Genomic DNA, 14,955 nt, shown 5'->3' on the forward strand with positions numbered 1-14,955 from the left:
TTCATCAACCTCTCCATGATCACTATCATGACCAGGCGCCTGACCCGCCAGAAACAGCGGGCCAGGACCACCTAACCAAGATCCAAGACAGGCTCTAACGAACAACCCCGTACGCGCGATCAAGCGCACCCACGATCTCCTTACGCAGCCCGGCGCCGACGGCGATCGTCGCCGCGGAACCGACCGTGTGCTCGCTGCCGTCGCGGTCGACGACGGCCCCGCCGGCCTCGCGCACGAGGAGCACGCCGGCCATGGTGTCCCAGGGGTTGTTGGACAGGATCAGTGCGGCGTCGAGCTTTCCGTCCGCCACCCAGGCGAGGTCGATGGCCGCCGTGCCGAGCATTCGGATCTTCTGCGCCCGCGCACCGAGGTCCGACAGCAGCGTCAGCCGGGCGCGGTTCTTCTCCTCGGCGAGTTCACCGATCGCGAAGTCGCCGACGGCGATCATCGCGTCGCGAAGCGCCGTCGCGGCCGACGCGCCAACGCGCTCTCCGTTCGCGAAAGCACCTTCGCCGCGCGCGGCGGTGTACGTGACGCCGAGGTACGGCAGCGCGATCGCGGCGACTGTGCTGTGTTCGCCGTCCACCAGAGCCAGGGAAATCCCGCAGAGCGGAATTCCGCGGGCGAAGTTGGCGGTCCCGTCGATCGGGTCGAGCGCCCACCACCGGCCGCCGCGCTCCCCGCTGCGGCCGCGCTCCTCGCCGAGGATGCCGATCTCCGGCGTCTCGGCGGCGAGGAACGCCCGCAGCGCGTCCTCGACCGCCGTGTCGACGTCGGTCACCAGGTCGCGATCGCCCTTCGCGGAAACGGAAAAACTCGGGCGCGACCGGACGATCTCCGTCGCCCTCGCCACGGCCTCGCGCGCGACGTCCAGTAGTGCGGCATGCTCGGTCATGCTCACCAACCTAGTGAAGGGCCGCGGTCATGACCGATCTGTTCCCGCTCGCCACCACCGCCGACGAGCAGCAGCGGCGGGCGTCGGTCGCGGTGCTGCCGGTCGGCAGCTTCGAGCAGCACGGCGCGCACCTGCCGCTGGCGACCGACACGATCATCGCGGCGACGCTGGCGAAAGCCGTCGCCGACGCCCACCCCGTGCTCCACCTGCCGCCGATCACGATCTCGTGCTCGCACGAGCACGCGGGGTGGGCCGGCACGGTGAGCATCTCGGCCCGGACGTTGCACGCGGTGGTCACCGACGTCGCCGCGTCGCTCCGCGCGTCGGGCGTGGAGCGGCTCGTGCTGGTCAACGGGCACGGCGGCAACTACGTACTGTCCAATGTGGTCCAGGAGGCGGCCGGCGCGATGGCGCTGTTCCCGGGGGTCGCGGACTGGCGGGCGGCGCACACCGCGGCCGGCCTGCGGACCTCGCTGGACGACGACATGCACGCGGGCGAGCTGGAGACGTCGATCCTGCTGCACGCCCACCCGCACCTGGTCGGCCCGGGACACGAAACGGCCGACCACGTCACCGACCGGGAACACCTGCTGACGCTGGGCCTGCGGGCGTACACGGAGTCGGGGGTGGTCGGCCGTCCTTCGCTGGCGAGCGCGGCGAAGGGGCACGTCGTGCTGGACACCCTGGTCCAGCGCTTCCCCGCGGTGCTCGAGGTGCTCACCTCGTCGTGAGTGGTAAGGCGGGTTCTAACCCGCCTTACCACTCACGAGCCGGCGAAGGCCTGGTCCAGGTGCGGGAGGAGGTGGGCCATCCGCTCGGCTTTCGTCCGGAGGTAGCGCAGGTTCTCCGGGTTCGGCGGAACGAGCAGCGGAACCTGCTCGCTGATCCGGATTCCGTAGCGGGTGAGCTGTTCGACCTTCTTCGGGTTGTTGGACAGCAGCCGCACCGAGCGGATGCCGAGGTCGGTCAGGATGCCCGCCGCCGCGTGGTAGTCGCGGGCGTCGACCGGGAGGCCCTGCGCCACGTTCGCGTCCACCGTGTCCAGGCCCTCGTCCTGCTGCAGCCGCATCGCCTCGAGCTTCGCGAGCAGGCCGATCCCGCGGCCCTCGTGGCCCTGGACGTACACCAGCACGCCCGAGCCCTCCTCGACGATGCGGTCCAGGGCCGCCGCCAGCTGGTCGCCGCACTCGCAGTGCGTCGAGCCGAAGACGTCGCCGGTCAGGCATTCGCTGTGCACCCTGGTCAGGGCGCCGAGCGGGGAGACGTCGCCGTACACCAGCGCGACCTGCTCGGTGCCGGTGCGGTCGAGGTAGCCGACCGCGCGGAACGTCCCGTGCCGGGTCGGGAGCCGGGTCTCGACCACCCGCTCGACCACGGCCCGGCGCGGCAGATCCCCGACGACCTCACTTGCGGTCATGACTTCAACCCCACTTCCGATTCCAATCCGGGGCCGGCCGCAACGCGCGGAGCGGGCACGGCACCGGTGTGCGGAGCGCGGGTCACGCGGAACCCGGCGACACTCCGGACGAGCAGGACACCGGCGCCGGGCAGGCTCGCGACCAGCGTGAGCACGCCGTAGACGACAGCGACGGTGACACCTTGGGCGGCCCCCAGACCGGCCGCGCCGAAGAGCAGGGCGCAGACGCCCTCGCGCGGGCCGAAGCCGCCGATGTTGAGCGGGAGGCCCATCGCGAGCAGCGCGAGGACCATCAGGGGCACGAGCTGCCACACCGGCGCGGCCACCCCGGCCACGCGGGCGGCGACGACGAACAGCGCCAGGTGCCCGGCCAGCGTCGCCACCGACAGGAAGCCCACGCTGGGCCAGGTCTCGCGGGTCAGCAGGCCGAGCCGGACGTCGGCGAGGGTGACGGCGAAGCCGCGCCGGAACTTCGACGGGCTGTGGATCCAGCGCCCGCCCAGCAGGCGGCCGACGACCAGCCCGGCGACGGCGGCCAGCACGACGACCACCCCGGCGACCACGACGACCTCGCGGAACGCACCGGGCACCACCGAAGGCGCCCCGAGCACGACGGTGACCGCGGACGCGATCAGCACGACCTGGCCCGCGGTGCGTTCCAGGACGACGGCCCGCACGCCGCGCGGCACGTCCCCGCTGTCCCGGCCGTGCTGGACCGCGCGGTGGACGTCGCCGAGGACGCCCGCGGGCAGCACGCCGTTGAGGAACAGCGCGCGGTAGTAGTCGCCGACCGCGGTGCGCAGCGAGAGCCGCAGGCCGAGCCGGGTGGCGACGATCTGCCAGCGGCCCGCGCTGAACAGCGTCGTCGCGAAGCCGATGACCAGGGCGGCGAGCACGCCGGGGACGCTGATCCGGCCGAGCCCGTCGAGGAAGGCGGCGCTGCCGAGCTGCCAGACGAGGACGGCGAGGATGCCCGCCGCGCCGAGGATCCGCAGCCAGGCGAGTGCGCGCTTCACGCCGCCACCTCCAGGCTCGGCGGCAGGACCAGCAGGTCGCCGTGGTGGATGACCGCGTGCAGCTCGCCGGCCGCCGCCATCTCGAGCCGCCGCTGCAGGTAGCCGTCGGCGACCGGGCGCAGCTGGGGCAGCTGCTCGACGGCGGCGCCGACCCAGCCCTCGAGCCACTGCCGCTGCAGTTCGGCCTGGTCCGGGCCGAGCCGCCACGCGCTGTCCGCGCGGACGACGGTGGCACCGAGCCTGCTGAACGCGGTCGCGGCGACGTCGACGGCGTTCGGGCCGAGGAGGCGGCGGCCGTCTTCGGTGACCCGGCGCTGGTGGGCGTTGAACGCGGCCGCGAGCGCGGGGTCGAGGGGGTCGGCGGGCGAGAGCGCCACCTTGCCGGTGACCGACAGCATCAGCAGCGCCGCGCAGCCGGCTTCGACGACCGCCGTGGCCAGTGCGGTGATCTCGGCCCTGGTCAGCAGGTCGAGCAGGGCGGACGCGGTGACCAGCGACGTCCCGGCGAGGTCGGCGGCCCGCAGCGCGGTGATGTCCCGCTGCTCGGCGACGACGTCGACCGGGCTGCCGTCGAGCGCGGTCTCCGGGAGGCTCGCCTGCGCGCGGCTGAGCAGGTCGCGGTCGTGGTCGTGCAGGATCCAGTGCTGGGTGCCGGGCAGCCGGGCGGCCAGCCAGCGGCCGAGCGAGCCGGTGCCGCAGCCGAGGTCGCGGACGACGAAACCACCCCGGGGGGTCCGGGGGGCGGAGCCCTCCCGGGCGGGGTGCGGGGGTTGCACCCCCGCAGTCTCAGCGAGGAAGTCGCGCAGCGGGTCGACGAGTTCGGTGGCGCGGGCCGCGGCGTCCGCGGGTTCGCGCAGGTAGAGCCAGTCCGGGGCGAACGCGGTCATGCCGCCGCCTCCTGCCGCAGGAGGATGTCGGCGATCCGGCGGGCGGTGTCGTCCCAGCCGGTCAGGGTCTCGCGGCGCAGCCTCGCCGACGCGCGCAGCCGCGTCCGCAGCGCGGGCTCGGTGAGCCAGCGGCGCAGGGCCGCGCCGAGCGCCTCGACGTCGTCGCCGGGCACGAGCATCCCGGGCACCGAGCCGTCCGGCGCGACACCCACCGTGTCCGGCAGCGCGTCGACGTCGGTGGTCAGCACCGGCACGCCACGGGCGAGGGCCTCGGTGACCACCATGCCGAAGGTCTCGGCGCGCGACGGCAGCACGAGCAGGTCGGCGGTGTGGTAGGTCGCCTCGAGCGCCGCGCCGGTGCGGGGGCCGGTGAGCGTGAAGCGGGCGCCGAGCCGGTGCTCGCGCAGCCGCTCGACGTACTTGGTCTCCCGGCGGATCCCGCCGACGCACTCGCAGGTCCAGCGCAGGTCGGCCACGGTCTCCAGGGCCTGTGCGAGCACGCCCTGGCCCTTGCGCGGGGTCACGTTGGCCACGCAGACCAGCCGGGACACGCCGTCGGTGCCGACGGCCGGCGGCGCCGGGTCGACGCCCGGCGTCACCGAGTGCACGCGGTGCGGGGCCAGGCCGTGGTGGTCGATCAGCCGGCGGGCGGCCCACTCGCTGGTCGCGACGACCGAGCCGGCGGCCCGCAGCGTCTCGCGCTCCAGCGCGTCGAGCTCGGCGGCGAGCGCGGGCGGCAGGCCGGTCTCGTCGGCCAGCGGCAGGTGCACCAGCACCGAGAGCGAAAGCCGCCGCGCCTGCGGGACGACGACCTCGGGGACACCGCACGCGACCAGGCCGTCGAGCAGCACGGCCGAGCCGGTGGGCAGCGCGGAGAGGAGGTGGCCGAGGACCGCGCGGGCCTCGGTGTCCGGCCGCGGCCAGCTGCCGGCGACGGCGATCTCGTGCACGTCGAGGCCGGCCGCGGCGAGCCGGTCGCACAGGCGGCGGTCGTAGGTGTTGCCGCCGCTGGGGACGGACGAGTCGTCGACGTCCCCCGGGAGGATCACGTAGAGGGAGTTCACAGGGCACGCTCGTAACTCGCCCAGGCGACGTGCGATTCCTTCAGCGAGACGGCGATGCCTTCGAGGCCGCGCGCGCCTTCGCCGAGGCGTCCGGCGTGGACGGCGTCGGCGAGGCGGTCGGCGACGACCTTCGCGAGGAACTCGGTGGAGGTGTTGACGCCCTTGAACTCCGGCTCGTCGTCGAGGTTGCGGTAGTTCAGGTCGCTCAGCACCGCCTTGAGCTCTTCCGTGGCCTTGCCGATGTCGACGACGATGTTGTCCTCGTCGAGCTCGGCCCGGCGGAAGGTCGCATCCACCACGAAGGTCGCGCCGTGCAGGCGTTGCGCGGGTCCGAAGACCTCCCCGCGGAAGCTGTGGGCGACCATCACGTGGTCACGGACGGTGATGCTGAACACCAAGACCTCCGATGCGTTCGGGTGGACGTGGTCACTGCGGCTGATACATGACACGGAGGCACAGGGCGGAAAGTTCATTCGCGGCCAGCCTGGGTAACACGGACGGAAGATCCTTAAACGCGCACTCGCCGCTGACCAGCGCTTCGAACGCCGGATCGGCCAGCAGTTCGAGGGCGACGGCGAGGCGCTCGGCGTAGTCGCGGTCCGGCCGGGCGACCGTGCCGACCTGGCTGCTGCGGATCACCAGCCGCCGCGAATGGAAGTTCTCGCCGAGCGGGACGCGCACCCGGCGGTCGCCGTACCAGGACAGCTCGACGACCTCCCCTTCCGGCGCGAGCAGTTCCAGCGCGCGGGCCAGCCCGGCTTCGCTGGCGCTCGCGTGCACGACGAGGTCGCAGTCGCCGAGCGCCTGCTCCGGCGTGGCGAAATCGACGCCGAGCGCGGCGGCGATGGCCGCCTTGGCCGGGTCGACGTCGACCAGCTGGACCCGCGTCGCCGGGAAGCCGGTGAGGAGCTTGGCGACGCTCGCCCCGACCATCCCGGCGCCGATGACGGCGATCCGGTCGCCGAGCCGCGGCCGCGCGTCCCAGACGGCGTTCACCGCGGTCTCGACCGTGCCGGCGAGGATCGCGCGCCCGGGCGGGACGGCGTCCGGCACCGGGGTCACGGCCGTCGCCGGGACGACGTACGCGGTCTGGTGCGGGTAGAGGCAGAAGACGGTCTTGCCTTCGAGGTGCGCCGGGCCACGTTCGACGACGCCGACGTTGAGGTAGCCGTACTTGACCGGGCCGGGGAACTCGCCCTCCTGGAAGGGCGCGCGCATGACGTCGTGCTGGCTCGCCGGGACGCCGCCGCGGAAGACGAGGGTTTCGGTGCCGCGGCTGACGCCGGAGCACAGCGTGCGGACGAGCACGTCGTCCGGCCCCGGCGTGGGCAGCCGCGCCTCGCGCAGCTGTCCCGAGCCGGGACGTTGAACCCAGAAAGCCTGTTCCACGTGTTTCTCCTCAGCGGGCGACCGGAGGCTGGTGTCGCCACCCTATGAGCAATTCGCGGAGTCGACGATGATCAAACACGACCTTCTCCTGCGTGCGGTGATCCCGGCGCCGGTGCTCGCCGCGGGGGCCTTCGCGGGCGGGTTCTCCCTGCTCGCGTGGGCGACCGGCGTGGTGTACGGCCTCGCGCTGGTGCTGCTCACCGAGTGGGGCCTGCGCCGCAGCGGGCGCGCTGCCTTCGGGCCGGCGGACTGGATCACGTTCGCCCGCGCGGTGCTCGTCGGCTGCGCCGCGGCGCTGATCGCCGAAGGCGGTTTTTCACTCGGCTGGCTGGTCGGGCTGGTCGGCGTGGCCCTGCTGCTGGACGGCCTCGACGGCCAGGTGGCCCGCCGCACCGGCACGGCGTCGGAGTTCGGGGCGCGCTTCGACATGGAAGTCGACGCGTTCCTGATCCTGCTGTTGTGCATCCAGGTGTCCCGCACGCTGGGGCTGTGGGTGCTGGCGATCGGCCTGATGCGGTACGTGTTCGTGGCGGCCTCGTGGACGATGCCGTGGCTGACCGCGCCGCTCTACCCGAGCATGGCCCGCAAGACGGTGGCGGCCGTGCAGGGGGTCGTGCTGGTGGTGGCGGTGTCCGGGCTGCTGCCGGTTTCACTGACCTTCGCGGCGGTCGCCCTCGCCCTGGCCTCGCTGACCTGGTCGTTCGGCCGGGACGTCGGCTGGCTGGCCCGGCACCGCGTGGCGCCGGCCCGGATCATCACGCTCACGTCCCTGCGCCGCCCGCTCGGCTACGGCCACAACCAGGCCGCCTAGCCCGATTCGCGGGCCGCGCGGGCCCGGCGTTTGCCCTCGTGCATCGCGGCCACCCGGGCGATCGGGATCGTGTGGCCCTCCTCGACCAGGTCCGCCGGGAGCACGAACGGCTCCGGCATCTCCGCCGTCCACGGGTCGCCGCTGTCCAGCAGGTCCGGGACCGTGTGGACGGTGAAGTCGCCCGGCTTGACGCCGTCGACGTCGGTCCAGCGGACCGGGAACGACACCGGTGCGCCCGGGCGGTGGCGCGGGCTGTAGACCGAAATCACCGTCGCGCCGCCGGCACGGGTCGAGTCCAGGAACACCTTGCCTTCGCGGCGCTCGACCACGAACTCCGTCGTGCCCAGGGCCGGGTCGATGCGCTCGGCCCGGACCGCGACCGCGCGGGTCGCCGCCGCGATGTCCTCCATCGACTGGCCCGGCGCGAGCGGCACGAAGACGTGGACGCCCTTGGAACCGCTGGTCTTGACCGCGCCGTCGAGGCCGTCGTTGCGCAACGCCTCCCGCACCAGCTTCGCGGCGCCCACGGCGAGCGAAAACGGGGCGTCCGCGGGCGGGTCCAGGTCGAGGATCAGGTGCGTCGGCCCGTTCGCGACGTCCCGGCGGAACAGCGACGTGTGGTACTCGATGGCGCGCTGGTTGCCGAACCACAGCAGCGTGCGCAGGTCGTTGCACAGCGCGTAGGAGACGTCCCGTTTGGACGTCTCGGCCCACATCGAGGCCCGCTCGACCCAGTCCGGGGTGTACTTCGGCAGGTTCTTCTGCATGAACGGTCCCTGCCCGCGCAGCACCCGCAGCACGGTCAGCAGCCGGTCGTGCAGCTCCGGCAGCATCCGCTCGGCCACCGCTTCGAGGTAGTCGAGCATCTCCCGCTTGGTGACGCCCGATTCCGGGAAGACCTCCTGGTCGAGACTGCTCAGCTTGACGCCGTGCCGGACTTCGTCGCTGCTCATCGGCCCACCCTTGCGCCCCCGCGCAGAGCGGTCAACTCTCAAACAGGCGGACGTCCGGTGCGCAGCCGCCACCGCAGATCGGCGAGGAAGACGTTGTACGGGAACCGCCGCAGCGGTCCCGGCAGCAGGCGGACGACCCGGCCGAGCCCGGCCAGCAGCGCGTCGAACCGGCGCTGGTCGGCGGCGGTCCAGGGCAGCCGCATCTCGTCGCGGAAGCGCTGCGGGAGGAACCCGGTGGTGACGAACCGGTGGAACCGCCGTCCGGGCACGGCCAAGACGCGGGGCAGGAACTCCAGGTCGACGATCCGGGTGAGGTAGCGGCGGACGGTGTCGTCGATGCCGACCGCGGCCAGCCCGCCGGTCCAGTACTCCTCGAAGGCCGCGCGGTCCGCGGGCCACATCTCCGGCCGCACCTGCAGCGTCGTGCCCAGTGGCGCGGCGGCGGCGTAGAACCGCCCCGGCTCGCCGCCGGCGATGGCGACGTGGACGTCCTCGAAGCCCTTGTACAGGCAGGCCGCGACCCACAGCTGCAGCTCGGTGTCGAAGGCGTTGTAGGCGACCGGGCTCGACGCCGTCGAGTGCACCTGTGCGTGGGCCCGGTTGACGCCCCGGCGGTAGGCCGCGCGCTCGGCGTCGGTGCCCATCGTCGCGACCGCGAGGTAGGTCAGCGTGGTGCGGGTCCGCTTGACCGGGTGGCGGAAGAGGTTGCCGCTGTCGACCCGGCTCTCCAGGACGCCGTAGCCGACCGGCGCGCGGGAGAGCTGCATGATCACGTTCGCGCTGCCGGCGAGCAGCCCGGCGCCGACGACGGCGTCGCGGAGGGCGGTGTCCGTCACCCACCCAGGGAACGCCGTTGTTGACGGCCAGTCAAGAGCGGTAGGCCGCCCGGGCGAACGCGATCAGGGCGCGGGCCGCCGGGCTCAGCGGCCCGTCCGTCCGCCACGCCAGCGCCAGCACGCCCCGCAGGGCCGGCCCGCGAATCCCGGCCACCTGCAGCTCCGCTTGGTGGTACCGGCCGAGGGACTCCGGCACGATCGCCACCCCGAGCCCGCGCGTCGCCAGCTGCACCAGGACGTTCGGGTCGGCCGCCTCGAACGCGATCCGCGGCGTCAGCCCCGCCCGCGCGAACGCCGCGTCCAGCGCCGTGCGCAGGCCGGTCCCCTTGGGCAGGGCCATCAGCGGGAGGCCGTCGAGGTCGGGGATCGCCACCTCGACCCGGCCGGCCAGCGGGCCGTCAAGCGCGGCGACCGCCAGGAACGGCTCGTCGAGCAGCACCTGCGTCGCGATGCCGGGCGGCGGCGGGGTCGAAAGGCCGACGACGGCGAGGTCGAGGCGGCCTTCGCGCAGGGCCACGAGCATGGTGTCGGAGTTGGCCTCCGACAGCGTGATCTCCACCGCCGGGTACCGCTCGTGGAAGCCCGCCAGGAGGTCCGGCAGCCGGACCGGGCCCGCCGACGTCACCGCGCCGATCGCGACCTGACCGCGAACCAGCCCGGCCAGCTCTTCGACGGCTTCGCGCACGCCCTGCACCGCCGCGAGCGCGGCGCGGGCGTGCGGCAGGGCGGCGGCGCCGACGTCGGTGAGCCGGACCGTCCGGCCCGAGCGGTCCAGCAGCTCCTGCCCCAGCTCCCGCTCCAGGCGTTTGACCTGCGCACTCACTCCGGGCTGGGCGACGTGCAGCCGCTCCGCCGCGCGCGTGAAGTTGCCCTCCTCGGCGACGGCGACGAAGTACGCGAGCTGGTGCAGTTCCATAAGCAGCAATTCTAACCAGCAGAAAAATCAGATCTTGGACTTCTGATCGGGCTCGCCCGAAGCTGGAGGCATGAACCTCCTCCACCCCGGCCAGGACGGGTACGCCGAAGAACTCGCCGGATTCCAGACGGCGGTGCCCACCGCACCCGCCGCCGTCGTCGCCGCCGAGAGCGCCGAAGACGTCGTCGCCGCGGTGCGCTACGCCGCCGAACACCGGCTGGCCGTCGCGGTCCAGGCCACCGGGCACGGCCTGACGGCGGGCACCGACGGCGTCCTGATCAGCACCCGCCGGATGACCGGTGTCGAGATCGACGTCGCCGCCCGCACCGCCCGCGTCGAGGCGGGTGCCCGGTGGGAAGCGGTGATCGCGGCCGCCGGCGAGCACGGCCTGGCGCCGCTCAGCGGCTCGTCCCCGGACGTCGGTGTCGTCGGCTACACGCTCAGCGGCGGCTTCGGGCTGATGGCCCGCCGGTACGGTCGCGCCGCCGACCACGTCCGCGCGCTCGACGTCGTGACCGCCGACGGCGAGCTCCGGCGCGCCGAGCCCGGCTCAGACCTGTTCTGGGCCCTGCGCGGCGGCCGCGCCGGCTTCGGCGTCGTGACGGCGATCGAGTTCGAGCTCCTGCCGGTGCGCGAGCTCTACGGCGGCAGCCTCACCTTCGACAGCGCCGACGTGCCTGCCGTGCTGCGGGCCTGGCGGACGTGGTCGGCGGCCGCGCCGGACACGCTGACGACGTCGGTGGCCATGATCCCGTACCCCGACCTGCCGATGGTGCCCGAGCCGCTGCGCGGGAAGCACGCAGCCCAGGTCCGGATCGCCTACCTCGGCGAGGACGGCGACTCCCTGGTTGCACCGCTGCGGGCTGTCGCGCCCGCCCTGGCGGACACGCTGCGGGTGCTGCCGTTCACCGAGTCCGGCTCGATCGCGGCCGAGCCGCGGCAGCCGCACGGCTACCACGGCACCAACGCGACGGTGTCCCAGCTGAACGACGCCATGCTCGACGCGGTCCTCGAACACGCCGGCCCGGGCGCGGCGACCCCGCCCGTGCTGATCGTCGACCGGCTGGGCGGCGCGCTCGCCCGGACGCCGGAGACCCCCGGCGTGGGCTGGGACCGCTCGGCCGAGTTCGTCGTCCGGGCGCTGTCGGTGGTCGGCGACGACGGTGTCGCGGCCGTCCGGCGCGCGCACGCGAAGCTGTTCGACGCACTGGCGCCGTGGACGACCGGCCGCCTGCTGCCGTTCGTGTACGGCGAGCACGCGCCGGAGGAGGTCGCGGAGGGCGTTTACCCGGCCGCGGACCTGCGGCGGCTCCGCGAGCTCAACCGGCGGTTCGACCCGGAGAACGCCTTCCGGGCCCGGTAATGCGGATCCGGCCGGGGAAATGGCCGGGAAATCGGGGCCATATACTCGGCCGGTCGATCACACCTATGGGGGACCGCCTTGCGCACGATGAGCCACGAGGACTACCTCGGCATGCGGCGGTTCCCCGGGCTCGACGGCCTGCGCGCGCTCGCCGCGACGATGGTCATCTTCTTCCACTTCGGCGGGCCGAACTGGACGTGGCTGTCGGGCTGGGTCGGCGTCTACCTGTTCTTCGTGCTGTCCGGTTTCCTGATCACCACGCTGCTGCTGCGCGAGCAGGACCGGACCGGCCGGATTTCGCTGTCGAACTTCTACCTCCGGCGCGTGTTCCGGATCCTGCCGCCGTACCTGGTGATCCTCGGCGGGATCATCGCGTTCGTCCTGCTGCGCGCGGAGTTCCTGGAACGCGGTTTCCCGCGGGCGCTGAAGTACTACCTGACGTTCATGAACGAGTTCTTCCCGTCGACGGCCGACCACGCCGCGGACAACTTCTTCAGCGGCTCGTGGACGCTCGGGATCGAGGAGAAGTTCTACCTCGTCTGGCCGTTCCTGCTGGTCGCGATCGGGATCGGCGCGGCGAAGCGCAAGTTCCTGCTGGTGGCCGCGGCGATGGTGGTGCTGCTGGCGCTGGTGCCGCTGACCAGCGGCTGGGCGCTGGCAGGCTCGAAGGTCGCGATCTACCACTCGACCATCCACTACTTCATCCTCGCCGGCGGCTGCCTGCTGGCGATCACGCTGCACTACCGCCGCGGCTACGCGCTGCTGAAGCCGTTGACGCACCCGCTGGCGGCGATCCCGATCGTCGCGGCGTTCGTGCTGCTGCACGTCAACCTGGACACCGTGTGGACGGCGTCGGGGCAGAACCTGTGGTGGCTGGTGGCGTACGCGGGGCTGACGATGCTGCTGCTGATCGTGCTGGTGAGCCCCGGCCCGCTGCGCTGGCTGCTCGGCACGGCCCCGATGCGGTTCGTCGGCGAGCGGTCGTACTCGCTGTACCTGCTGCAGGGGCCGGTGCACTTCGCCGTCGTGCAGGCGGTGCCCGGGCTCGCCCAGAGCCGGACGGTCTCGGCGCTGGTGGTGTTCCTGGTCGGCCTGGCGATCGCGGACCTGATCCACCGCTGGGTGGAGAAGCCGCTGATCGACGTGGGCAAGCGGGTGATCCAGCGCAAGGAGGAGCGGCGCGAGCGGCGCCTGGAAGCGGCCCGGCCGGCGACCACGCCCGCCGAGCCCGCCCCCATCGGTTCCTAGCGCTCCAGCACGACGATCGGGATGAGCCGGGAGGTGTTCTTCTCGTAGTCCGCGAAGCCCTCCGCGTGCGCGACCATGCCCGCGTACAGGCGGTCCCGCTCCGCGCGGTCGGCGATCACCGTGGCCGTGGCCTCGAACTTCTCCGTGCCCACCTCGAGCGTGACCTTCGGGTTCGCCACCAGGTTGTGGTACCAGGCCGGGTTCTTCGGTGCGCCGCCCATCGAGGCCGCGACCACGTAGCGGTCGCCGTCGCGGGTGTAGACCAGGGGCGACAGGCGCTCGGCGCCGCTCTTCGCTCCGATCGTCGTGAGCAAGAGCACGTTCTTGCCCTCGAACATGCCGCCGACCCGGCCCTCGTTGGCCCGGAACTCCTCGACGATCTGCTTGTTGAAGTCGTTCATCTCGGATGGCGTCGTCATGGGATCCCCTGTTTCTGGCCGGTACGCTCGACCGACGCGAGGTACGCTCGAGCCAAAGCGTTTGCTTTGCAAACAAAGTTACCGAGAGGAGGCAATCGGTGTCAACGGAGGCCGGACCGAGTGTCGAGGACGGCGTTCGGCAGCTGCTGCTGCTCATGCCCCGGCTGGTCGGCCGCGCGAAGCGGACACCGGTGCCGGCGGAGCTGAACGGCTGCGCGCTGGCGCCGCGGCACCTCTCGCTGCTGTCGTACCTGCTCTTCGACGGCCCGATGACGGTGACCGAACTGGCGGCCCGCCTCCAGGTGGCGCCGACGACGGCGAGCCTGATGGTCGGCGACCTCAGCCGTCAGGGTGTGCTGAACCGCGACGAAGACCCGGCGGACCGCCGCCGCACGATCGTGAGCATCACCCCGGACAAGCGCCCGGCGGTCGACGCCTGGCTCGCCCGCGGCGCCAAGGCGTGGAGCGACGCGCTGACGCCGTTGACCCCCGCCGAGCGCCGGCTGGTGATCACGACGCTCGAAGCCTACGAACGCGGCACCTGCGAAGGGCCGGGCTGCTAGTCCTCGCCGCGCTTTTCGCGGGCGAGCTTGCGCTGCGCCTCCGCGCGCTCCCGGCACTTGCGCAGGAATTCCTCGTCGTCGTCCGGGTTCGTGGCCGCGAACCGGCCCGGGCGGTCGTACTCGGGGAACGCCGTCGCCTCGCGCTCGTACCGGCCGCGCGCCCGCGTCACCTGCTGCGGACGGCCCGCCACCAGCCAGACGATCGAGCCGACCAGCGGCACCACCAGGACCAGCAGCAACCACAGCCCCTTGGGCAGGTTGCGGCAGGACGATTCGTCCGTCGTGATCACGTCGACCAGGCAGAAGATCCACAACCCGAACGTGACGATGCCGAGCAGACCATCGAAGTACAGCAATTCCCGACCTTCCCCCAGACGATGAACGCGGTAAGTCTTAGCAGAGCCCGCCGGCCGGCCGGCTGCGGGCCACCTGCAGCACCGCGGGCATCCGGAGATTCGGCGCCGCCACCCACGTCGTTTCCCGTTCTGTCAGGCGGAAACCGCGCAACGCCTCGAGAACGCCGGTCGCGAGGGCCTCGGCGTGCCGCGAGCCGGGGCAGGCGCGGGGCCCGGCGCCGAACGGCGTCCCGGTGAGCGGCACCGTGACGTCCTCGCCGCCGATCCGGCGGCGGGTGGCGAGCACCGGCTGCTCCGCGGGTTTTCCGGTCAGCGACGCGAAAAGCCGGTTGCCGATGAGGCCCGCCGTGGCATCGCAGGCTTGGACGAGCAGGCCGATCCGCGCCGCCGTGCGTTCGCCCGGCCCGCCGCAGGCCGCGATCAGGCGGCCCAGCGCCGCTTCGGCGGCGGCATCGGGGGTCACGTGCGGGTGGTACGCGGCCGCCACCGGCACCACGTCGGCCGAGACGTCCGGCAGGCCCAGCGCTTCGGCGAGCACCCCGACCGGCACCGGGCGCGCGATCGTGGCCATCACGTCGACGACGTCGAGACCGGCCGTGAGCCGGCAGGTGCGTTCGAAAGCTTTGTGCTGCAACGAGTCCGCGTCGACCGGCGCCAGCGCGTCCACCGCCAGCGCCCGGCGCCGGACGTGGTCGGGGCCGTTGCTGAAGCGGGCGACGGACGCGCGCAGCCAGGCGATGCTCCCCGGTGTCACTTCGTCGGGCACGGGCGGAACCGGAGCGGAAAGCGCAGTCATACCGCGAAGTTAGCCGCGGGAAACGT

At 72.9% G+C, this 14,955-nt stretch carries 18 protein-coding genes; 5 read left to right on the forward strand and 13 right to left on the reverse strand.

What is annotated here, in order from left to right; genetic code table 11:
- Positions 1-94: 94 nt before the first annotated feature.
- Positions 95-895 (reverse strand): inositol monophosphatase family protein, encoded by an 801-nt coding sequence (locus tag OO60_RS14955; protein WP_033261537.1) that lies wholly within the window; start codon positions 893-895, stop codon positions 95-97.
- Between the two features lie 29 nt (positions 896-924).
- Between OO60_RS14955 and OO60_RS14960 the strand changes: the two genes are divergently transcribed.
- Positions 925-1,626, forward strand: a complete 702-nt coding sequence (locus OO60_RS14960; protein ID WP_003105109.1) for a creatininase family protein — start codon at positions 925-927, stop codon at positions 1,624-1,626.
- 32 nt (positions 1,627-1,658) lie between these two features.
- Here OO60_RS14960 and ribA read toward each other — a convergent pair whose 3' ends face one another.
- From ribA to OO60_RS14990, 6 genes are read right to left on the reverse strand one after another with little or no spacing between them, the layout of a single operon-like run.
- Entirely contained in the window at positions 1,659-2,312 is a 654-nt protein-coding gene (ribA, locus tag OO60_RS14965; protein WP_003105106.1) for a GTP cyclohydrolase II, read from the reverse strand.
- On the reverse strand, positions 2,309-3,328 hold the full coding sequence (locus OO60_RS14970) for a lysylphosphatidylglycerol synthase transmembrane domain-containing protein (protein WP_003105102.1): 1,020 nt from the start codon (positions 3,326-3,328) through the stop codon (positions 2,309-2,311). The genes ribA and OO60_RS14970 overlap by 4 nt, the downstream gene beginning before the upstream one ends.
- The gene (locus tag OO60_RS14975) at positions 3,325-4,215 is read right to left on the reverse strand and encodes a class I SAM-dependent methyltransferase (protein WP_003105100.1); all 891 of its coding nucleotides are present in this window, start codon (positions 4,213-4,215) and stop codon (positions 3,325-3,327) included. The genes OO60_RS14970 and OO60_RS14975 overlap by 4 nt, the downstream gene beginning before the upstream one ends.
- The gene (locus OO60_RS14980) at positions 4,212-5,279 is read right to left on the reverse strand and encodes a glycosyltransferase family 4 protein (protein ID WP_003105097.1); all 1,068 of its coding nucleotides are present in this window, start codon (positions 5,277-5,279) and stop codon (positions 4,212-4,214) included. The genes OO60_RS14975 and OO60_RS14980 overlap by 4 nt, the downstream gene beginning before the upstream one ends.
- The gene (locus OO60_RS14985) at positions 5,276-5,674 is read right to left on the reverse strand and encodes a 6-pyruvoyl trahydropterin synthase family protein (protein WP_003105095.1); all 399 of its coding nucleotides are present in this window, start codon (positions 5,672-5,674) and stop codon (positions 5,276-5,278) included. The genes OO60_RS14980 and OO60_RS14985 overlap by 4 nt, the downstream gene beginning before the upstream one ends.
- Before the next feature lie 31 nt (positions 5,675-5,705).
- Positions 5,706-6,668, reverse strand: a complete 963-nt coding sequence (locus tag OO60_RS14990) for a zinc-dependent alcohol dehydrogenase (protein ID WP_003105092.1) — start codon at positions 6,666-6,668, stop codon at positions 5,706-5,708.
- A gap of 67 nt (positions 6,669-6,735) precedes the next feature.
- Between OO60_RS14990 and OO60_RS14995 the strand changes: the two genes are divergently transcribed.
- The gene (locus OO60_RS14995) at positions 6,736-7,479 is read left to right on the forward strand and encodes a CDP-alcohol phosphatidyltransferase family protein (RefSeq protein WP_003105089.1); all 744 of its coding nucleotides are present in this window, start codon (positions 6,736-6,738) and stop codon (positions 7,477-7,479) included.
- Here the strand turns inward: OO60_RS14995 and ligD are convergent.
- Genes ligD through OO60_RS15010 form a run of 3 tightly spaced genes read right to left on the reverse strand, consistent with a single transcriptional unit; the run spans position 7,476 to position 10,184 of the window.
- Positions 7,476-8,432, reverse strand: a complete 957-nt coding sequence (gene ligD, locus OO60_RS15000) for a non-homologous end-joining DNA ligase (RefSeq protein ID WP_003105088.1) — start codon at positions 8,430-8,432, stop codon at positions 7,476-7,478. The genes OO60_RS14995 and ligD overlap by 4 nt on opposite strands.
- A 38-nt stretch (positions 8,433-8,470) precedes the next feature.
- Complete coding sequence (locus OO60_RS15005; RefSeq protein WP_003105085.1) at positions 8,471-9,268, reverse strand: oxygenase MpaB family protein; 798 nt, start codon at positions 9,266-9,268, stop codon at positions 8,471-8,473.
- Between the two features lie 31 nt (positions 9,269-9,299).
- Positions 9,300-10,184, reverse strand: a complete 885-nt coding sequence (locus OO60_RS15010; RefSeq protein WP_003105083.1) for a LysR family transcriptional regulator — start codon at positions 10,182-10,184, stop codon at positions 9,300-9,302.
- Between the two features lie 70 nt (positions 10,185-10,254).
- On the opposite strand from OO60_RS15010, the gene OO60_RS15015 reads away from it, so the two are divergent.
- Positions 10,255-11,547 carry an FAD-binding oxidoreductase gene (locus tag OO60_RS15015; protein WP_003105081.1) on the forward strand — a complete coding sequence of 431 codons (1,293 nt, stop codon included), beginning with the start codon at positions 10,255-10,257 and terminating at the stop codon, positions 11,545-11,547.
- Between the two features lie 87 nt (positions 11,548-11,634).
- Positions 11,635-12,795, forward strand: coding sequence for an acyltransferase family protein (locus OO60_RS15020; RefSeq protein ID WP_003105076.1), 1,161 nt, complete (start codon positions 11,635-11,637; stop codon positions 12,793-12,795).
- Here the strand turns inward: OO60_RS15020 and OO60_RS15025 are convergent.
- Positions 12,792-13,214: a nitroreductase family deazaflavin-dependent oxidoreductase gene (locus OO60_RS15025; protein WP_033261539.1), complete on the reverse strand. Its 423-nt coding sequence runs from the start codon at positions 13,212-13,214 to the stop codon at positions 12,792-12,794. The genes OO60_RS15020 and OO60_RS15025 overlap by 4 nt on opposite strands.
- A 98-nt stretch (positions 13,215-13,312) precedes the next feature.
- Between OO60_RS15025 and OO60_RS15030 the strand changes: the two genes are divergently transcribed.
- The gene (locus OO60_RS15030) at positions 13,313-13,777 is read left to right on the forward strand and encodes a MarR family winged helix-turn-helix transcriptional regulator (RefSeq protein WP_003105072.1); all 465 of its coding nucleotides are present in this window, start codon (positions 13,313-13,315) and stop codon (positions 13,775-13,777) included.
- Here the strand turns inward: OO60_RS15030 and OO60_RS15035 are convergent.
- A complete protein-coding gene (locus OO60_RS15035; RefSeq protein WP_003105069.1) occupies positions 13,774-14,133 on the reverse strand; it encodes a PLDc N-terminal domain-containing protein in 360 nt (119 codons plus the stop codon). The genes OO60_RS15030 and OO60_RS15035 overlap by 4 nt on opposite strands.
- Positions 14,134-14,170: 37 nt before the next feature.
- Entirely contained in the window at positions 14,171-14,929 is a 759-nt protein-coding gene (locus OO60_RS15040; RefSeq protein WP_209441385.1) for a cytochrome P450 family protein, read from the reverse strand.
- Positions 14,930-14,955: the final 26 nt, after the last annotated feature.

The sequence above is a fragment of the Amycolatopsis vancoresmycina genome (assembly GCF_000716785.1).
Taxonomy (GTDB): Bacteria; Actinomycetota; Actinomycetes; order Mycobacteriales; family Pseudonocardiaceae; genus Amycolatopsis; species Amycolatopsis vancoresmycina.

Coding starts and splice junctions, on each gene's coding strand:
- OO60_RS14955 (WP_033261537.1), bottom strand. CDS start 895: ATGACCGAGCATGCCGCACTACTGGACGTCGCGCGCGAGGCCGTGGCG.
- OO60_RS14960 (WP_003105109.1), top strand. CDS start 925: ATGACCGATCTGTTCCCGCTCGCCACCACCGCCGACGAGCAGCAGCGG.
- ribA (WP_003105106.1), bottom strand. CDS start 2,312: ATGACCGCAAGTGAGGTCGTCGGGGATCTGCCGCGCCGGGCCGTGGTC.
- OO60_RS14975 (WP_003105100.1), bottom strand. CDS start 4,215: ATGACCGCGTTCGCCCCGGACTGGCTCTACCTGCGCGAACCCGCGGAC.
- OO60_RS14995 (WP_003105089.1), top strand. CDS start 6,736: ATGATCAAACACGACCTTCTCCTGCGTGCGGTGATCCCGGCGCCGGTG.
- ligD (WP_003105088.1), bottom strand. CDS start 8,432: ATGAGCAGCGACGAAGTCCGGCACGGCGTCAAGCTGAGCAGTCTCGAC.
- OO60_RS15010 (WP_003105083.1), bottom strand. CDS start 10,184: ATGGAACTGCACCAGCTCGCGTACTTCGTCGCCGTCGCCGAGGAGGGC.
- OO60_RS15015 (WP_003105081.1), top strand. CDS start 10,255: ATGAACCTCCTCCACCCCGGCCAGGACGGGTACGCCGAAGAACTCGCC.
- OO60_RS15020 (WP_003105076.1), top strand. CDS start 11,635: ATGAGCCACGAGGACTACCTCGGCATGCGGCGGTTCCCCGGGCTCGAC.
- OO60_RS15025 (WP_033261539.1), bottom strand. CDS start 13,214: ATGACGACGCCATCCGAGATGAACGACTTCAACAAGCAGATCGTCGAG.
- OO60_RS15040 (WP_209441385.1), bottom strand. CDS start 14,929: ATGACTGCGCTTTCCGCTCCGGTTCCGCCCGTGCCCGACGAAGTGACA.